This is a genomic window from Pseudomonas sp. UBA6699 (assembly GCF_002454615.1).
Classification (GTDB): Bacteria; Pseudomonadota; Gammaproteobacteria; order Pseudomonadales; family Pseudomonadaceae; genus Aquipseudomonas; species Aquipseudomonas juntendi.
This window is the reverse complement of sequence record NZ_DKJF01000100.1, coordinates 25,192-43,932: the sequence shown is the minus strand read 5'-3', so window position 1 is coordinate 43,932 and position 18,741 is coordinate 25,192. Positions and strand designations below refer to the sequence as shown.

Genomic DNA, 18,741 nt, shown 5'->3' with positions numbered 1-18,741 from the left:
TTCGCGGTTAACGCTGCGAACAGGCCAGGCCCGCATGAATCGATTACTGCTTGTCGGTATAGATCTGGTCGAACACGCCACCGTCGTTGAAGTGGGTCTTCTGCACGGTGCGCCAGTCACCAAAGGTCTTTTCCACCGACAGGAAGTCGACTTTCGGGAAGCGGTCGGTGTACTTGGCCAGCACGGTTGCATCGCGTGGGCGCAGGTAGTTGTTGGCGGCAATCTCCTGGGCCTCTGGCGACCACAGGTACTTGAGGTATTCCTCGGCCACGGCCTGGGTGCCTTTCCTGGCCACCACCTTGTCGACCACACTCACCGGTGGCTCGGCCTCGGCCGACACGCTCGGGTAGACCACCTCGAACTGGTCGCGGCCAAACTCGCGGGCGATCATTTCGGCTTCGTTTTCGAAGGTCACCAGCACGTCGCCGATCTGGTTGGTCATGAACGTGGTGGTCGCGGCCCGGCCGCCGGTATCCAGCACCGGGGCCTGTTTGAACAGCTTGCCAACGAAGTCCTTGGCCTTGGCTTCGTCACCGCCCTGCTTGAGCACGTAGCCCCAGGCCGACAGGTACGTGTAGCGGCCATTGCCCGAGGTTTTCGGGTTGGGCACGATCACCTGCACGCCGTCCTTGAGCAGGTCGGGCCAGTCTTTCAGGGCTTTAGGGTTGCCCTTGCGCACGATGAAGACGGTGGCCGAGGTGAACGGCGCGCTGTTGTTCGGCAGCCGGGTGACCCAGTTGTCCGGCACCAGCTTGCCATTGTCGACCAGGGCGTTGATGTCGGTGGCCATGTTCATGGTGATGACGTCGGCCGGCAGGCCATCGATCACCGCACGCGCCTGCTTGCTGGAGCCGCCGAAGGACATTTGCACGTTGACCTTCTCGTTGTGCTCGGCCTGCCAGTGTTTCTGGAAGGCTGGGTTGTAGTCCTTGTAGAAGTCGCGCATCACGTCGTAGGAGACGTTGAGCAGGGTAGGGGCGGCCTGGGCGATGTTGCCCAAGGCCAGGCCTGCGGCGAGCAGCGAGGCGGTGAAGAGTCTTTTCACGTTGCTTCCTTGTACTTGGCGGTGATCGAGGCAGATTGCCAGCGACTATAGCGGGTGGATTTGTGCGGGTTAAAGAACAAAAAATGCTTTGGTTATGCCGTTGCCTGCTCTGGCCCTTTCGCGGGCATGCCCGCTCCCACAGGGTGGACCCCACACAGTCAAGGCCTGTGGTGATCCTGTGGGAGCGGGCGCGCCCGCGAAAGGGCCAGTACAGGCAACATCAAAGCTTGGGAAACAACCCATTCCCACAGCGAGAGCAAAACGCCGCCCCATGCTCATGTGTCTTCTTGCTGCAAGTCGGGCAATCATGCTGCAACTGCTCCCCACGCATTGCATTCGCCAGTTCGGCGGTAAAGATCCCGGTCGGCACGGCAATGATCGAATAACCGATGATCATCACCATCGACGAAATTACCTGCCCCAAGGGCGTCTTCGGCACGATGTCGCCAAAGCCCACGGTGGTCAGGGTGACGATCGCCCAGTAGATGCCCTTGGGAATGCTGGTGAAACCGTGCTCCGGCCCTTCGATCACATACATCAGCGTGCCGAACACCGTGACCAGGGTCGATACCGTGACCAGGAACACGATGATCTTCTGCTTGCTACCGCGCAGCGCGTCGATCAGGTAATGGGCCTGCTTGAGGTACGGGCTGAGCTTGAGTACGCGGAAGATCCGCAGCATGCGGATGACGCGGACGATCAACAGGTATTGGGCGTCGCTGTAATAAAGCGCGATGATCCCCGGCACGATCGCCAGTAAATCGACCAGCCCATAGAAACTGAAGGCATAGCGCAGCGGCTTGGGCGAGCAGTACAGGCGGGTGAGGTACTCGGCCAGGAAGATCGCGGTAAAGCCCCATTCGATACCGGCCAGCAGGCCGGCGTAGCCCTGGTGGACTTCGTCGATGCTGTCGAGGATCACTGTGACCAGGCTGGCCAGGATTATCAGCAGCAGGATTTTGTCGAAGCGCCTGCCAGCGACGGTGTCGGTCTGGAAGACCATGATGTAAAGCCGCTCGCGCAGGCTTGCAGGGTTGTTCATTGGCTCATTCCGTAGTGCGATGGGCTGAGCCTAGGGGCTGTGTTTCAGCTGTGCAAGCGGCTGGCGTCGCGCTGCTTGGGCTGGGCCAGCTGGCAGCCCAGGTGCATCAGCCAGCAGGCGGCGACGAAGGGTGCGGTGAGGCCGGGCAGCGGCAACAGCTTGAACAGTGATTGCAACAGCAACGCCAGGGCAATTGCCAGCAGTGTGACCCATGGCTTTTCACCTTGCCTGCTGAAGGCCAGCGCCGCCAGCGCGGCGTTGAAGCCAGCCAGACCCATCCACGCTGCTTGCGCCTGGTCTGTGAGCAGCGCCATGCCGCCCCCGATGGCCGAGCCAATTACCGCCCACATCGCCGCATAGGGTTGGGCGATGAACATGCCGACGATGATCAGCAACCCTGCCAACGGCTGGTCGAGCAGGAAGATCTGCCCTATGCCGCGGGCCAGGGCGTACAGCGGTTCGGCTTCGACGAAGCCGGTCATCGAGGGTTCGGCGAGCAACAGCGTGCCCCAGCCCAACAGCACGAACGGCGCGGTATAGGCAACCAGCAGCTTGCCGCCGCGCTTGCGCCATTGGTGGGTGATGATGCTCGAAAGGCCGCCAGCGGCAATGATCAAAGGCGGCAGGATGGCCGACCAGGGCAGCACGGCGCTGATCAGGATGCCGATGAGTACGCCGTTGTAGCAGTACAGCCCGGCCTGACGGTCGGCACGGTCGTAGCCGCGGCGCTGGGCAGTGAGCAGGCCGGCGAGGGCACCGAGCAGGGCGCCGCCGAACAGGTCGGGCGCAGTCAGCAGGATGGCCAGCAGGCAGCACAGGCCGCACAGGGGGTTGCGCAGCAGCAGCACCTGGCTGAAGCCGTTGAGTAACGCCGTGGCCCAGTCGGGGCACGGGTTGGCGAAATGTTTGCTGTACATGGGGCAGTCAGTGAGGTGGATGGGGAGCGGTGGGCCTCTTTGGGCCTCGGTTTTCCGCGATTCTTTGCTTCACCACCGACCCTGTGGGAGCGGGCTTGCCCGCGAAAGGGCCAGCAGGGTCAACGAAGTTGCCTGGACTGACGCATTCGCGGGCACGCCCGCTCCCACAGGGGCTATGCAGTGGCTTAGATCAGTGTTTCGATCCGCAGCGTGTTGGTCGACCCAGGTTTGCCGAACGGCACCCCGGCAGTGATCAGCAGTGTGTCGCCCCGGCTGGCCATGCCTTGTGCCTGGGCAATTTCCAGGGCCGTGGAGACCACCTCATCCACCTGGCGCAGGCGGTCATTGACCACCGAGTGCACACCCCAGGCCACGCTCAGGCGCCGCGCGGTGTTCAGGTTGGGCGTAAGGTTGAGGATCGGTGCCCGTGGCCGTTCACGCGAAGCGCGCAGGGTGGAGGCGCCCGACTCGCTGTAGTTGACCAGCACCGCCACCGGGAGGATGCCGCTGATACGGCGGATCGCGCAGCTGATGGCGTCCGACACGGTGGCTTCGGCCTTGGGCCGGCCGACGTCGAGCTGCGCCTGGTAGTCCGGGCCGTTCTCGACCTGGCGGATGATCTTGCTCATCATCTGCACAGCCTCCAGCGGGTAATCCCCCGAGGCGGTTTCGGCCGACAGCATCACCGCGTCGGCACCCTCGGCCACGGCGTTGGCCACGTCGGTGACTTCGGCACGGGTCGGTGCCGGCGAGAAACGCATCGATTCGAGCATCTGCGTGGCCACCACCACTGGCTTGCCCAGCTGGCGGCAGGTGCCAATGATACGCTTCTGGATCTGCGGCACGCTTTCGGCCGGCACTTCCACGCCCAGGTCCCCGCGGGCCACCATGATGGCGTCGGCCAGTTCGGCGATGGCTTGCAGGTGCTCGACTGCCGACGGTTTTTCGATTTTGGCCATCAGGTAGGCGCGGCCGCCAATCAGCTGGCGCGCTTCAACGATGTCCTCAGGGCGCTGCACGAACGACAGGGCGACCCAGTCCACGCCCAGCTCCAGGCCAAAGGCCAGGTCGCGGCGGTCTTTTTCGGTGAGCGGCGAGAGGTCGAGCACCGCTTGCGGTACGTTGACACCCTTGCGGTCCGACAGCTCGCCACCGTTCAGCACTTCGGTGTCGATTGCGTCGCTGTGCTTGGCGGTTACCCGCAGGCGCAGCTTGCCGTCGTCCAGCAGCAGGTCCATGCCTGGCTCCAGGGCGGCGATGATCTCGGGGTGCGGCAGGTTGACCCGGCGGTTATCGCCCGGGGTGTTGTCCAGGTCCAGGCGCAGGGCCTGGTCGCGTTGCAGCTGGACCTTGCCTTCGGCAAAGCGGCCTACCCGTAGCTTGGGCCCTTGCAGGTCCATGAGAATACCCAGGGGGTAGTTCAACTGCTGCTCGACTTCGCGGATCCACTGGTAGCGCAGGGCGTGGTCGGCGTGTTCGCCGTGGCTGAAATTGAGGCGGAAGATGTTCACCCCCGCTTCGACCAGTTGGCGGATGTCGTCGATGCCTTCGATCGCCGGGCCGAGGGTGGCGAGGATCTTCACTTTTTTATCAGGCGTCATGATTGGGCAGTCTCGAGGATCAGGATGGCGCGGAAGTCGTTGACGTTGGTGCGGGTCGGCTCGGTGACGATCAGTGCGTCCAGCGCGGCGAAGTAGCCATAGCCGTTGTTGTTGTCCAGCTCATCGCTGGCCGACAGGCCCAGGGCTTCGGCGCTGGCGTAGCTGCCTGGGGTCATCAGCGCGCCGGCATTCTCTTCCGAACCGTCGATACCGTCGGTGTCACCGGCCAAGGCGTACACGCCCGGCAGCCCTTTCAGGCTTTCGGTGAGGCTGAGCAGGAACTCGGCATTGCGCCCGCCACGGCCATTGCCGCGCACGGTCACGGTGGTTTCGCCACCGGACAGGATCACGCAGGGCGCCTTCAGCGGCTGGCCGTGCAGCACGATCTGCCGGGCGATGCCGGCATGCACCTTGGCCACTTCGCGCGATTCGCCTTCCAGGTCGCCGAGGATCAGCGGGCTGAAGCCTGCCTGGCGCGCTTTGACTGCGGCGGCTTCCAGCGACTGCTGGGGCTTGGCAATCAGCTGGAAGTGGCTGCGGGCCAGGGCCGGGTCGTCGGCCTTGACGGTTTCCGAGGCCGGGTTGTTGAGCCAGTCGATCACCGCTTTTGGCGCTTCGATGTTGTAGCGCTTGAGAATGGCCAGGGCATCGGCCGAGGTGCTCGGGTCGGCCACGGTGGGGCCGGAAGCGATTACCGTGGCGAGGTCGCCGGGTACATCGGAGATGGCATAGGTGTAGACCGTGGCCGGCCAGCAGGCCTTGGCCAGGCGCCCGCCCTTGATCGCCGAGAGGTGCTTGCGCACGCAGTTCATCTCGCCGATGGTGGCGCCGGATTTCAGCAGTGCCTTGTTGATCTGCTGCTTGTCGGCCAGGGTCAGGCCCTCGGCGGGCAGGGCCAGCAGGGCAGAGCCACCGCCGGAGAGCAGGAATATGACGCGGTCTTCTTCATTGAGGTTGCTGACCAGTTCCAGCACGCGCTTGGCCACGGCCAGGCCGGCGGCATCCGGGACCGGGTGGGCGGCTTCGACCACCTCGATTTTCTGGCAGTTGGCGCCGTGGCCGTAACGGGTGACGACCAGGCCGGAGACTTCGCCCTGCCAGCTTTTCTCGACCACTTCGGCCATGGCGGCTGCGGCCTTGCCGGCGCCGATGACGATGACCCGGCCGCTACGGTCGGCGGGCAGGTAGGGTTCGAGAACTTGACGGGGGTGGGCGGCGGCGATGGCTGTGTCGAACAGGTCGCGGAGAATTTTTTGCGGATCGACCGACATGGCAGGCTCCCAATTATTGTTGTTCTGCACAATCAAAAACGCCCCTGGAACTGCCTCCGTGCAGGCCGAACCAGGGGCGGTCTCCACAGCTGCGAGCTGCGAGCTGCAAGCAAAAGCAGATCTGCTCTCGCTTCTCGCTTGTCGCTTGCCACTTGAGGCTCACAGCTTGAAGCTTATTTCTCGTCGCGGATCGAGAAGTTGGCCATGTGCTCCAGGCCCTTGATCAGCGCCGAGTGGTCCCAGTTGCCGCCACCCAGGGCTTGGCAGGTGTTGAACACTTGCTGGGCATTGGAGGTGTTGGGCAGGTTGATGCCCAGCTCCTTGGCGCCTTGCAGGGCCAGGTTCAGGTCCTTCTGGTGCAGGTTGATGCGGAAGCCCGGGTCGAAGGTGCCCTTGATCATGCGCTCGGCATGCACCTCGAGGATTTTCGACGAGGCAAAGCCACCCATCAGCGCTTCACGCACCTTGGCCGGGTCGGCGCCGTTCTTGGCGGCGAACAGCAGCGCTTCGCTGACAGCCTGGATATTCAGGGCGACGATGATCTGGTTGGCCACCTTGGCGGTCTGGCCGTCACCGTTGCCACCCACGCGGGTGATGTTCTTGCCCATGGCCTGGAACAGTGGCAGGGCGCGCTCGAAGGCGTTCGGGCAGCCGCCAACCATGATGCTCAGGGTGGCGGCCTTGGCACCTACTTCGCCACCGGACACCGGGGCGTCCAGGTAGGCAGCGCCGGTGGCCTTGATTTTTTCGGCGAAGGCTTTGGTGGCGGTAGGGGAGATCGAGCTCATGTCGATCACCACCTTGTTCGGGCCCACGCCTTCGGCCACGCCGTTGTCACCGAACAGCACGCTTTCCACTTGTGGGGTGTCCGGCACCATGACGATGATGAACTCGGCTTCCTGGGCCACTTCTTTCGGGTTGGCCAGGGCCACTGCACCGGCGGCGATCAGGTCGGCTGGCGCGGCGTCGTGGTGGGTGGAAACGAAAATGCTGTGCCCTGCTTTTTGCAGGTTCTGGGCCATGGGCTTGCCCATGATGCCGGTGCCGATGAAACCGATTTTAGCCATGAGAATATGCCTCTTTGTATTTGTGGTGTCTCAAGCTGTGGGAGCGGGCATGCCCGCGAAACAGGAGACTCGGTGGATGGCACCGGCTATGCCGGTGTTCGCGGGCAGGCCCGCTCCCACAGGGTTTCGTGTTTCACAGGGCGCTAGCGTTCAGCCGTTCAGATTGCGTTATGGGTCTTCAGCCAGCCCAGGCCTGCTTCGGTGGTGGTCAGCGGTTTGTATTCCGCGCCCACCCAGCCCTGGTAGCCGATGCGGTCCAGGTGTTCGAACAGGAAGCGGTAGTTGATCTCCCCGGTGCCTGGCTCGTTGCGCCCGGGGTTGTCGGCCAACTGGATGTGGTTGATCAACTTCAGGTTGGCTTCCATGGTCCGGGCCAGGTCACCTTCCATGATCTGCATGTGGTAGATGTCGTACTGCAGGAACAGGTTGTCGCTGCCCACCTCGGCCTGGATTTCCAGGGCCTGCTGGGTGGTATTGAGGTAGAAACCAGGGATATCGCGGGTGTTGATCATTTCCATGACCAGGCGGATGCCGGCGGCCTGGAGTTTGTCGGCGGCATACTTGAGGTTGGCGACGAAGGTCTTGCGTACGTCGGCACACTGCAGGCCTTGTGGGCGAATACCCGCCAGGGCGTTGACCTGGGTATTGCCCAGCACCTTGGCGTATTCGATGGCCTTGTCGACCCCAGCGCGGAATTCTTCGACGCGGTCGGGGTGGCAGGTGATCCCGCGCTCGCCTTTGGCCCAGTCACCGGCTGGCAGGTTGAACAGCACCTGGGTCAGGCCGTTGGCGTCCAGTTGCTGCTTGATTTCAGCCGCGCTGTAGTCGTACGGGAAGAGGTATTCGACGCCGCTGAAGCCAGCATCGGCGGCAGCCTTGAAGCGGGCCAGGAAGTCCTGTTCGGTGAACAGCATGGACAGGTTGGCAGCGAAGCGAGGCATAGGTGTCTCCTTGCGGTGAAGGCCCCCAGGGCATGCCTGGGGGCGTCAGGCGATCAGTCCAGCATCGAGATGGCGGTTGGCGCGTCGTTGCCGACCAGCGCCAGGTCTTCGAATTCGTTGACCGAGTTGATCTCGGTGCCCATGGAAATGTTGGTGACGCGCTCGAGAATCACCTCGACCACTACCGGTACGCGGAACTCTTCGGCCATCTTCTGCGCCTTGATCAGGGCAGGGGCGATCTCGGCCGGTTCGAACACGCGCAGGGCCTTGCAGCCCAGGCCTTCGACCACGGCCACGTGGTCAACGCCGTAGGTGGCAGCGTCGGTCGAGTTGATGTTCTCGAACGCCAGTTGTACACAGTAATCCATGTCGAAGCCACGCTGCGCCTGGCGGATCAGGCCCAGGTAGGCGTTGTTCACCAGCACATGAACGTACGGCAGGTTGAACTGTGCGCCCACCGCCAGCTCTTCGATCATGAACTGGAAGTCGTAGTCACCCGACAGCGCCACGACCTTGCGCTGCGGATCGGCCTTGACCACGCCCAGTGCCGCAGGGATGGTCCAGCCCAGCGGGCCGGCCTGGCCGCAGTTGATCCAGTGGCGTGGCTTGTACACGTGCAGGAACTGCGCGCCCGCAATCTGCGACAGGCCAATGGTGCTGACGTAGCAGGTGTCCTTGCCGAACACCTGGTTCATTTCTTCGTACACGCGCTGCGGCTTGACCGGCACATTGTCGAAGTGGGTCTTGCGCTGCAGGCTGGCCTTGCGCTGCTGGCAGTCTTCCAGCCAGGCCTTGCGGCATTTCAGCTTGCCAGCGGCTTGCCATTCGCGGGCGACTTCCAGGAGTACGTCCAGCGCCTTGCCAGCGTCGGAAACGATCCCCAGGTCCGGGGTGAACACGCGGCCGATCTGGGTCGGTTCGATGTCCACGTGGACGAATTTGCGGCCCTCGGTGTAGACGTCCACGGAGCCGGTGTGGCGGTTGGCCCAGCGGTTACCGATACCGAACACCAGGTCCGACTTGAGCAGGGTGGCGTTGCCGTAGCGGTGCGACGTCTGCAGGCCGACCATGCCGACCATCTGCGCGTGGTCGTCCGGGATGGTGCCCTAGCCCATCAGGGTCGGGATTACCGGTACGCCGGTCAGTTCAGCGAACGCCACCAGCTTGTCGCTGGCGTCGGCGTTGATGATGCCGCCGCCGGCGACCAGCAGCGGGCGCTCGGCGTCATTGAGCATGGCCAGGGCTTTTTCGGCCTGCACGCGGGTGGCGGCAGGCTTGTTGATGGCCAGCGGCTCGTAGGCGTCGATGTCGAATTCGATTTCGGCCATCTGCACGTCGAACGGCAGGTCGATCAGCACCGGGCCTGGGCGGCCGGTGCGCATTTCGTAGAAGGCTTTCTGGAAGGCGTAAGGCACCTGGCCTGGCTCCAGCACCGTGGTCGCCCACTTGGTCACCGGCTTGACGATGCTGGTGATATCGACAGCTTGGAAGTCTTCCTTGTGCAGGCGCGCACGCGGGGCCTGGCCAGTGATGCAGAGAATAGGAATGGAGTCGGCCGAGGCACTGTACAAGCCGGTGACCATGTCGGTGCCGGCAGGGCCGGAGGTGCCGATGCACACACCGATGTTGCCCGGGTTGGCGCGGGTGTAGCCCTCGGCCATGTGCGAGGCACCTTCGACGTGGCGAGCGAGGACGTGATCGATGCCACCGACTTTCTTCAGGGCCGAGTACAGCGGATTGATGGCAGCCCCCGGGATGCCGAACGCGGTATCTACACCTTCACGGCGCATGACCAGAACGGCTGCATCGATTGCTCTCATTTTGCTCATGGTTTGTGCCTCATTGATTTTGTAATTGTATACAACTTGCTTTCCGATAGAGTGTATTCACGCCTGGCGCTGTAGGTCAATGGGTTTTCATCGGTTCACTTGGCTTTCCTCAGAGCGCCCATGAAAACGGGAGTTTGCGTGATCGCATACGATCATTTCAAAATATTGTATACAAAAATAATCTTCGTTGTGTTCTATTTGTTCATCGGTTTTCAACTGCCCTCAGGGCTTCTCACAACAAGAAGAGGACCTTTTCATGAACGCTTTGAACCTGAAAGTCGCCGTTGGGCTGGTAAATGCCGCGCTGGCGGCGGGCCGCAAGATCAATGCGGCGCCGCTGACCGTGGCGGTGCTGGATGCTGGCGGCCACCTGCTGGCGCTGCAGCGCGAAGATGGCGCCAGCCTGATCCGCCCGGAAGTGGCCACCGGCAAAGCCTGGGGTGCGATAGCCCTGGGCAAGGGCTCGCGCTTGCTGGCGCTGGATGCGCAGCAGCGGCCGGCGTTTTTTGCCGCGCTGAACGGAATGGGTGAACGGCCGGTAGTGCCGGCGCCGGGGGGCGTGCTGATTCGTGATCAGGACGGCAAGGTACTGGGTGCTGTCGGGATCAGCGGCGATACGTCGGATATCGACGAACAGTGCGCGATCAGTGCGATCGAGGAGGTGGGGTTGCTGGCGGATGCCGGAGTAGCGGCGTAATGCTCAAGATAGCCGGGGCCGCGTTGCGGCCCTTTCGCGACACAAGGCCGCTCCTACGGGGAATCGCGTAACCCTGTAGGAGCGGCCTTGTGTCGCGAAAGGGCTGCAAAGCAGCCCCACTGGCCCTGTCAGGCCAGCTCGGGCTCACAGCCCTTGAGCACCATGCGGATGATGGTCTCGGCTGCTGCGTCATAGTCGCTGTCGGCCAGCTTGGCCTTGCCGGTCACCGCAGAAATCTGCCAGTCGAAATCGGCATAGGTCTGGGTGGCCGCCCAGATGCTGAACATCAGGTGGTGCGCGTCTACATGGGCGATCTGCCCGTTGTCGATCCAGCGCTGGATGCACTCGATGTTGTGCCGGGCCTGCTCGTTCAACTGCGCCACCTGGTTCGGTGACAGGTGCGGGGCACCGTGCATGATCTCGCTGGCAAATACCTTGGAAGCATGGGGCAAGTCGCGGGAAATGCGGATTTTCGAGCGAATGTAGGCGCTCAGCACTTCTTTCGGGTCACCGTCGGCATTGAACGGCGTGGACGCCTGCATGATCGGCGCGATGATGCTTTCCAGCACCTCGCGGTAGAGGTTGTCCTTGGACTTGAAATAGTAATACACGTTCGGCTTGGGCAAGCCGGCCTTGGCCGCAATATCGCTGGTCTTGGTGGCCGCGAAGCCCTTGTCGGCGAATTCCTCGCTGGCTGCGCGCAGGATCAATTCCTTGTTGCGCTCGCGAATGGTGCTCATGGTCAGGGATCTTCCTCGTGTCTGGCCACCTCTAAGAGGGATCGGGCATGGTAGCACCGGGCCCGACGGGCGCTCAAGGCAGCGGCTTTGGGCTAGAATTCTGGGCATTTACTCATTCGGATGCAGGCAAACATGGCAGGAAGCAGTCTACTGGTACTGATCGACGATATCGCCACGTTGCTGGACGATGTTTCGCTGATGACCAAAGTGGCAGCAAAAAAAACCGCAGGCGTGCTGGGCGATGACCTGGCGCTCAATGCCCAGCAGGTGACGGGTGTGCGGGCCGATCGTGAACTGCCGGTGGTGTGGGCGGTGGCCAAGGGTTCGTTGATGAACAAGGCCATTCTGGTACCGGCGGCCCTGCTGATCAGCGCTTTCATCCCTTGGGCGGTCACGCCCTTGCTGATGCTGGGCGGCGCGTATCTGTGCTTCGAGGGCTTCGAGAAGCTGGCGCACAAGTTCTTGCACAGCAAAGAAGACGACGAGGCGCAAAAGGCTGCGCGCAAACAGGCTGTGGCCGATGCCAATGTCGACCTGGTGGCGTATGAGAAAGCCAAGATCAAGGGGGCTGTGCGTACCGACTTCATCCTTTTTGTCTACCATCCTAAAGTGCACAATACGGCTTCCTTCCCTACCTTTTAAGCAGCTCCCCCGTTCCACACGGAGGCCATCCCTCACCGCCTTTCCAATGCTCCGCTGCTATAGCTAGGGCAAGGCTCGATGCTCAAATCTGCTGGCGTGTTAAGAGGCAGCTCGAAGCAACACACTCCAAATCCCTTCCTATCCTGCGCTTGGTGCGATTTTGCGAGAGCACCATGCTTGATGGCTGTTATCCATCTACCAACTGCTTGGAAGCGACCCCTCGTTGCGCTGATTACTTGTCTTTTATTTGCCTTGGGCAATATATGAATAATTAATCAATAATTAAATTAAAATTGCTGGTTATATTTATTGTTGTGTCAGTAAGAAAATGTTCTAAAGTTAGGTGAATTATTTCTTGCGATGGCGTAGGCTAATCTTTATCGTTTGCGCCATGAAGATTGTTAATATCAGAACGCAAGGTAAGTTAAAGTTATGTCCAGTGCTGTTTTCCAAAGATGGAAGTATTGCAGAGCTACCAAGTTCTTATTTAAAGGCTAAGGCTGAAACTAATAAGCATCCACTTCCGGTAATCCTTTTATATGCCGATCATATCAAGGGCTTTTGTGAGCATCTTGAGGGTTTAGGTGTTTATCAGGGGTATACTGTTGATGATATTTTGTGCGGTATTTCTCGCACTGTAATAAGTGCATATTTGGTCTTGCTTAAAGGTCAAGGGCTCGAAGCTGCCTATATTAGGCTGCGGGAAACAATTATAAAGGGGCTGTTTGTCTGGCTCGCGTCGAGCGAAGGTGGTCGAGTTAGGAAAAGTAGTGGCTTCGAAAATACAGGGCTAGACACGCCGAAACCGAAAAGGAAAAGGCCAAGGTATGTCACTCAAGAGCAAGTCTGTAAGTTACTTGAAGGGATGTATTGGGAATCGCACCGATGCGCCGTCCACACATTATATGATCTGGGTCTGCGTGTATCAGAATTAATAAGGATTACTAAGGATGACATAGATGAGTTAGAAGGGTTGCCAGCTGAATTGGCTTACCTTCCTCTTACGGTGCGAGGAAGTAAAGGGCGCGCGGGAGTTCCAAAGGAACGAACTGTAATAATTACTCGTGCGATGTATTCTAGAATCAAGAAGTACCATAGTTCTTCCCGTTATCGGTTTGCGTATTGTAAGGATGCTAAGCCTGCGTTTTTGAATTCTTTTGGAAAACCGATCACCGTCAAGGGAATTCAGAAGCTCATAGCCGACACTGCCAAAAGAGTTGGATTTAAACCAAGAACAGTGAGTCCTCACCGATTGAGGCATGGTACGGCTCTCACTTTCCTAACTGGAGAGCTTGGTGATGATCACGTTCAAAAGTTGATATTAATTAAGGAGCAGTTAGGTCATGAGTTTTTGTCCACGACCAATATTTATGCAGGCGTTTCTCCTATGCTGTTTGTTGATGAGCTAGGCGTTAAGTACGTAAAGCCGAGATATATTGAGGCCAGCAAAATTTATCAAGCGACCTATCTGTCGCGTAGCAAAGAGAAAAAATGAGCCGTGACCTACTCTGTATTTGAACATAGCCTGCCTATTGCAACTCAAGATAATCCTTTGGCTGAAGTTCACGCAATCTTCGATGCAAGTATAGCTAGGTACACTGTTCCAGCTACTAAATCAACGTACAAGGGGGCGAAAAGTCTAGTCATAAACTTTCTAGCTTCCGATGTCAGATTTGCAGGCAAAGTGATACGCGTAGGGCAGGAGATAGACCAATACTTTTTGGTTCATCTCAAAAACCACATGGATTTTCAGCCCTACTCTTCGTCATACCGGGCGACAGTTTTATCCGCTGTGCGCGGAGTTCTCTCATATGCAGTCGTGAATTCATTTTATGATTACCGGAGCTTTTTGGATGTAGTCCTTGATCCTACCTTCCGGGAAACTTCGACGCGGAATTCGTTCTCAGAGAGCGAGTTTCAGAGTTTCGATAGGGCGCTCGATGAAGAAATCACCTTTGTCGAAAGCAAGCTTATGTCGGGATACATACCTACCGGATGTGGACGGCCCCCGGATTTTGTCGGTACTCGTTTTGCTCCAGGATGGAGCGATGATGAAAACAATTTGAAATGGTGGTTCGAGAATAAGCTTGACTGTGAGCCTTTTGTTTACTCTAAAACCATGAGTCATGCTCAAAAGAAATTCTACATGGCTGCAAAGAAACATGGCGGAACAAGAGTTCTCTTCCTTCGATGGGGTGTGATTATGGGGCTTGATGCTTATGTGATTATGCCTTTTTTATTCAAGCTTGTAACTTGGACAGGCTTAAATGCAACCCCTGCGCAATCTCTTAAGACAACTGACTACATCAAATCTCATCCTCTAACCGGTAAGCCTTGTATCTATTACTGGAAAGGTAGGGGGCAGGGTGATACAGATCTGCATGAGGGTCTCTTGACCGGTAATTTAGATAAAGTCAGTGCTGAAAAGCAAGATGTCATGCCTCTTGAGGTTAAGCAGTCTAGTAAAATTGAAGAAATCTGGAATCGAGTTCTTGATATCACAGGGTCTATTCGACCTGAGGTTGTTGATGGTGAAGAAGACTACCTGTTCATTTATATGCCTACACATGGGCCTGCATCGGGGCAGGTAAGAAACTTGCTCCAGCCTAATAGGTATATGTTTGAATGGTGCCGATATATGGTTGATAAATATGGCTTGCGAGATGATCATGGTGAGGCTCTTGAAATTAACATCTCCCGGTTGCGGCCATCATTAGTGTCCAGGCTTTTGGGGGCGGGAGTAGACATTTCCGTAATTCAAGCGATTCTTGGACATAGCGATGTTGTTACTACAATGAGATACATTGCTGCGCATAATTTTGCTCCGAAAGCTAGGCGAGAGCTCCACAAGTGCCTTTCTAATATTCGAAAGAATAGGGAGGAGCAAATTAGGCATCCCAAAGAAATTGCAATGAAGAAAACTAATAATCCGGCAATTATTTTTTCTACTGCAACAGCGCTTTGTCTCGATGTGTATAACCCGCCAGCCCGAATTAAGAAGGCAACAGGGTGGGTAGAAGGGCAGGCATGCACAAATTTCAATATGTGCTTGAGATGTTCGAAGGTTGTCATTTTGGAAGAGCACTTGCCTAGACTATTTGCAATGCAGCGGGGTTATAAGTTTGCATTAGAAAATGGTGCAGGTGCTACAACGCATCGCGCTGTACTCATCCAGAATCTTAGTGTTCTGGATGGAATTCTAGGGGAGAACAGTGACTTTTCTGAAGAGGTTCTTTGCATGGCAAATCAGCAGTCTAAAAATCTCGAAGTTTACACGGATCCTTTCTTGGTGAGGGGGAAACATGAAAGAGGCTGAAGTACAATTTCTACTTGATGAGGCCAAGAAGGGAGCTTGTTGCGAGCTCGTCGCAAATATCAGGGTTTCGTCGGTCTCGTTAGTCGGAGATCTTGTCTGGGATTTTGTAGCGGATACCAAAGAACGAGCGCGTTCTATTGATGCGACACGGTTGAGGATAAATTGGGGTGAGCGTCAAATCAGTCCTAGGATTGTTGCCGAGTTGCAGGCAATATTTTTATATTACCTCAAAATCCCATCATGGTTTCGTGGGAAAAGGAACTTGAAGGCACAAACAGTTGTTCCTCGGGCAAAAGTAATCCTTAGGCTGCTGGAAAAGTTTTTGGTTGCAAATGATATCCTTTCTTTGGATGTTTCTCTGGCTGATATCACAGAGGCGGATGTCGAGTCTGCTCTTATTGGTTATGGTGGGAATCGGAGTGAGCTCAAGCCAGTTTTGAACCTGGTCTTTAGTGCTGCCGCTGGTCAAATAATTGGTGGGGTCATGAAATTTGACGCCAAAACGAATCTTCGTATCAAGGAGATTCTATCTAAACCCAAGCAAGACGTAGTCCCTGAGGATACGGGTGATGGGAGGGAAGTACGATGGTTGACTGACGAGCAATTTGCTGAGGCTAGTTATTCGTCATTGGCGCGAGTGAAAGATTTTTTACTTCGAATGGGGTTGCCGCTACTGAATGAGGACGTATACGAATACGCACCTAGTGATGCAATCGCAAATCACGACATGAAGTACCTGTTCGGACAGTATGTGGAATATCGTGCTGCTTATGCCGGTGTTGGTCGAAAAAGCTATATTGAAAAGAGATTGAGGCGTCATGGTACTTCAATCGGTGAGATTGCCGGTTATTTGCAAGAGGTTAATATGGCCTCGCAATGTGTTGTCGGTTTATATACTGGTGGTCGCTTTTCAGAGCTCACGAGTTTGAGAATGGGGTGTCGGAGCAAAGCTGATGGTTATAATGTGGTCACTGGAAAAGTATTTAAGACTAAGTCTGCTGCAGATTTGAGTGATGAAAGCTGGGTGGCTATTGATGCAGTTATTGATGCGGTTGAGGCATTAGAGGCGCTCGCGCCTATTAAAGGTAGTAGCTACCTGTTTTCACAAAATAATCTGATGACAGGGGCTGATATGGACAATGGGGCAGAAGGGAAGAAAGGTTACTCATATTCAGGTTTTCATGTTGCCATGAAGAAGTATTTCACTAAAATTGATCGTGGTGAGACGTTCGCGGGTTGGGTTTTTAACTCCCATCAATTTAAGCATTCACTTACGCGGCAAATGATCAAAGCAAACCTAGGTATGCCGTATATTAGTTATCAGTTGAAACATGTGTATGATCAAGCGCTAAGTCTGCCATCAGAGGCTACTATGGTTTATGGTAACAGTGCTGCGTTACTTCAGTCTCAAATGGCAGGTTTCTTCCTGTCGGAATTTAAGAAGCAGAAGGTTGAGAAAATCTTCTCCCCTAAATCGGTTGTCTCAGGAGGCGGCGCTCGTGAATTCGCCCAGAGGAGGCAGGATTATTTCGAAGGAATGATGGGGGCTGGTTTTACAAAGCCTGAGATTATGGGTGAACTGGGCAGGCTGACTGACGCGGTTTTTGCGAATACTGCACTTGGCTATTGTTCAGGCCGGAAAGATGATCCAGGCGGATCAGAAGGTGCGCCATGTATAGGTCAGTTGCGGTGTAATCCAAACCAATGCAAAAATGCGGTGATTACTGATGAGCATATTCCTGGATGGAAGGCTGTGAGAGATCACAATATGGAAATGCTGAATGATCCTCGGTTTTTCTATGGTAAAGAACAGTTTGAAGCAGCTGTTGCAGAAGCCAACGGTGTAATCGCGTCGCTTACTGTGGGTTAACTTCATGTCAGCATTTGATTCAAAGAACTCTGAAGACTTCGAATTGGTGACTTTGGCAATCACAGCTGCTTTAGCGCAGATCGAGAAGGATGCCAAACTTCCTGCTACGCAATCCAGTCTAGCTAAGCAAGCGAAGGTTCACCGAAATACCATACGAAACCGATCTAAGGATAACAGTCTGATTGAGGGGGGGCTAGGGTGGCCGCTTTCAGAGCTCGAAAGGATCAAGCGGGAAAGGGCGGTCGGTGCGGTTGTTAGTGCTAATCTTGAAAAGTCTGATAAGGATCGTATTGCACATCTAGAAAGTCAGTTGGAGATTGCTCGTCGGAAGGCTGGGCATTGGTTTCATCGTGTAATTGATATGAAGCGAGATCTCGAAAATCTTGATGTCATGAGGCAGCGGAATGAAACCCGCATAAAAATTTTGACAGAAGAAAATAATCGGCTCAGGCAGCTCAAAGTGGTAAAGTGAGGCTGTTGTAAATAAGTAATGCCCCGGCAGGAGCGTGTCGACTGTTTAAGGTGGTAATGAACAGGTCTAGACTAGCGGGAGTAAAGCACCTATGGGCCTGCCACCACCCTTCACAAATGGCGGTCGCTTGGCTTGAAAATAAGCAACCCACTAAGACGGCCATTCGCAGTTCCCATCCCGGCTTCCTCACCTCGCAGTTGTATTACACTTGCATCTCTGTAGCTAGGGTAGGCACTAAGAGCGGTGGCTTCTCCTATGCTGCTCTGAACATCAGCCCTTTGATGCTTGGTGCCACAACCGACGCAACGTCGACTCAGGCATGCCCAGTTGCCTTGCAGCCTCAGCTTGGGTGAGTCCTTTTGCCTTCAGCTCTTGGACTGCTTCCAGCTTTTCCCTTGCTCCTGAAATGTTCAGAGGAGTCAGCCGTTCCGGCTCGGCAGGGACAGCGGCATCAGCGAGATCCAGCGCCTCTATCTCAGCGAGGGAAGCGAGAAGTATTTCTCGAGCCGTCCGTTGGTGGTGCGAAGCAATGGTGAGAGCGACCAAGGTCACTGCCTCAATCTCTAGTCCTGCGGCGAGCTTATAGCCCGTATCCAAGGTCACAGAGCTCTTGGCCAACTCCAGGTTACTAACAGTCCGCTGATCCACGTGCTTGGCCATCGCGGGCTGAGATATCCCTTTGCGCAGGCGCAGTACCTGTAGCGCTGCCGCGAAGGACTGACGGAGCGACATTACGAATCCCCAAAAACCAAGAGGTATGCCCCGTTTGCCTGCCGCCAAACAAACGTCTATAGTTGTTGTTTTGGCGGTCGCGCGGCTTAGCCAGCAATTTATGGGAAATAGAACCGGGGATGTGCTTGATGGATGACCCGTTCAGCGACGGTCTGATGGGGGAGGGAGGCATTGATCTGGTGGGCTCTGAACTGCCACTCGATGACTTGCTCCTCGCAGCTCGAGAACACTTCAAGTGGATGCCTCTTTGCGTTGTCGAGGAGTGGGTGATCTTGGATGCCATCCTCACGGAAGATGAGCAGGCCAAGGTATCTGCGGCAGGATGTCAGCCCATGTTCTTGTTTGCCCACAAGGTCGTGCATGACGAACAGCGCCGTTTCGAGCCTGGCGATTGGGTGCGGTCGACAATCGCTAGAACCTTCAATGAAGGCTACCTCTTCGAGACTAGAAACACCGTCTACGTGCTCAAAGGGCCAGGACAACGCAAGTCGTCTTCGCTGCAAGGCATCTTCTCAATCTTCTAGGTGTCGCGGCCCCCGCTTGTGACGACTCGACTGTT

The 18,741-nt window shown here is 56.7% G+C and carries 15 protein-coding genes and 2 pseudogenes; 7 read left to right on the top strand and 10 right to left on the bottom strand.

The genetic code is table 11. From position 1 onward, the window contains the following. Positions 1-43 precede the first annotated feature (43 nt). The 8 genes and pseudogenes from B3361_RS19340 to gcl form a co-directional block, all read right to left on the bottom strand. Positions 44-1,045 (bottom strand): sulfate ABC transporter substrate-binding protein, encoded by a 1,002-nt coding sequence (locus B3361_RS19340; RefSeq protein WP_009682682.1) that lies wholly within the window; start codon positions 1,043-1,045, stop codon positions 44-46. Between the two features lie 220 nt (positions 1,046-1,265). Continuing rightward, positions 1,266-2,087, bottom strand: coding sequence for an ion transporter (locus B3361_RS19335; RefSeq protein WP_054881310.1), 822 nt, complete (start codon positions 2,085-2,087; stop codon positions 1,266-1,268). 44 nt (positions 2,088-2,131) lie between these two features. After that, complete coding sequence (locus tag B3361_RS19330; RefSeq protein WP_054881311.1) at positions 2,132-3,004, bottom strand: urea transporter; 873 nt, start codon at positions 3,002-3,004, stop codon at positions 2,132-2,134. Positions 3,005-3,189: 185 nt separating this feature from the next. Next, a complete protein-coding gene (gene pyk / locus B3361_RS19325; protein ID WP_054904652.1) occupies positions 3,190-4,605 on the bottom strand; it encodes a pyruvate kinase in 1,416 nt (471 codons plus the stop codon). Next, positions 4,602-5,876, bottom strand: a complete 1,275-nt coding sequence (locus B3361_RS19320; RefSeq protein ID WP_054881322.1) for a glycerate kinase type-2 family protein — start codon at positions 5,874-5,876, stop codon at positions 4,602-4,604. Before B3361_RS19320 ends, pyk begins: the two co-directional genes overlap by 4 nt. A 173-nt stretch (positions 5,877-6,049) precedes the next feature. Next, positions 6,050-6,943, bottom strand: coding sequence for a 2-hydroxy-3-oxopropionate reductase (locus tag B3361_RS19315; protein ID WP_054881313.1), 894 nt, complete (start codon positions 6,941-6,943; stop codon positions 6,050-6,052). Between the two features lie 158 nt (positions 6,944-7,101). Beyond that, positions 7,102-7,884: a hydroxypyruvate isomerase gene (gene hyi / locus B3361_RS19310; RefSeq protein ID WP_054881314.1), complete on the bottom strand. Its 783-nt coding sequence runs from the start codon at positions 7,882-7,884 to the stop codon at positions 7,102-7,104. Positions 7,885-7,937: 53 nt separating this feature from the next. Next, positions 7,938-9,713: pseudogene (gene gcl, locus B3361_RS19305) on the bottom strand (glyoxylate carboligase). A gap of 256 nt (positions 9,714-9,969) precedes the next feature. On the opposite strand from gcl, the gene B3361_RS19300 reads away from it, so the two are divergent. Next, a complete protein-coding gene (locus B3361_RS19300) occupies positions 9,970-10,410 on the top strand; it encodes a GlcG/HbpS family heme-binding protein (RefSeq protein ID WP_009683941.1) in 441 nt (146 codons plus the stop codon). A 128-nt stretch (positions 10,411-10,538) separates the two neighbouring features. Here the strand turns inward: B3361_RS19300 and B3361_RS19295 are convergent, their stop codons facing one another. Beyond that, complete coding sequence (locus B3361_RS19295; protein ID WP_009683940.1) at positions 10,539-11,150, bottom strand: TetR/AcrR family transcriptional regulator; 612 nt, start codon at positions 11,148-11,150, stop codon at positions 10,539-10,541. Positions 11,151-11,282: 132 nt separating this feature from the next. Here B3361_RS19295 and B3361_RS19290 point away from each other — a divergent pair. From B3361_RS19290 to B3361_RS19270, 5 genes and pseudogenes are all read left to right on the top strand, one after another. Then, positions 11,283-11,741: pseudogene (locus B3361_RS19290) on the top strand (DUF808 family protein); the annotation flags it as partial. Between the two features lie 442 nt (positions 11,742-12,183). Next, positions 12,184-13,287 (top strand): tyrosine-type recombinase/integrase, encoded by a 1,104-nt coding sequence (locus B3361_RS19285; protein WP_081741864.1) that lies wholly within the window; start codon positions 12,184-12,186, stop codon positions 13,285-13,287. Between the two features lie 3 nt (positions 13,288-13,290). After that, complete coding sequence (locus B3361_RS19280; RefSeq protein ID WP_182336534.1) at positions 13,291-15,108, top strand: site-specific integrase; 1,818 nt, start codon at positions 13,291-13,293, stop codon at positions 15,106-15,108. Further along, positions 15,095-16,978 carry a hypothetical protein gene (locus B3361_RS19275; RefSeq protein WP_286920325.1) on the top strand — a complete coding sequence of 628 codons (1,884 nt, stop codon included), beginning with the start codon at positions 15,095-15,097 and terminating at the stop codon, positions 16,976-16,978. The genes B3361_RS19280 and B3361_RS19275 overlap by 14 nt, the downstream gene beginning before the upstream one ends. 4 nt (positions 16,979-16,982) lie before the next feature. Then, positions 16,983-17,450 carry a hypothetical protein gene (locus B3361_RS19270; protein WP_027615280.1) on the top strand — a complete coding sequence of 156 codons (468 nt, stop codon included), beginning with the start codon at positions 16,983-16,985 and terminating at the stop codon, positions 17,448-17,450. Positions 17,451-17,720: 270 nt separating this feature from the next. Here B3361_RS19270 and B3361_RS19265 read toward each other — a convergent pair whose 3' ends face one another. Beyond that, a complete protein-coding gene (locus B3361_RS19265) occupies positions 17,721-18,182 on the bottom strand; it encodes a helix-turn-helix domain-containing protein (RefSeq protein WP_027615279.1) in 462 nt (153 codons plus the stop codon). A gap of 119 nt (positions 18,183-18,301) precedes the next feature. On the opposite strand from B3361_RS19265, the gene B3361_RS19260 reads away from it, so the two are divergent. Beyond that, positions 18,302-18,706, top strand: a complete 405-nt coding sequence (locus tag B3361_RS19260) for a DUF6957 family protein (protein WP_097156141.1) — start codon at positions 18,302-18,304, stop codon at positions 18,704-18,706. Positions 18,707-18,741: the final 35 nt, after the last annotated feature.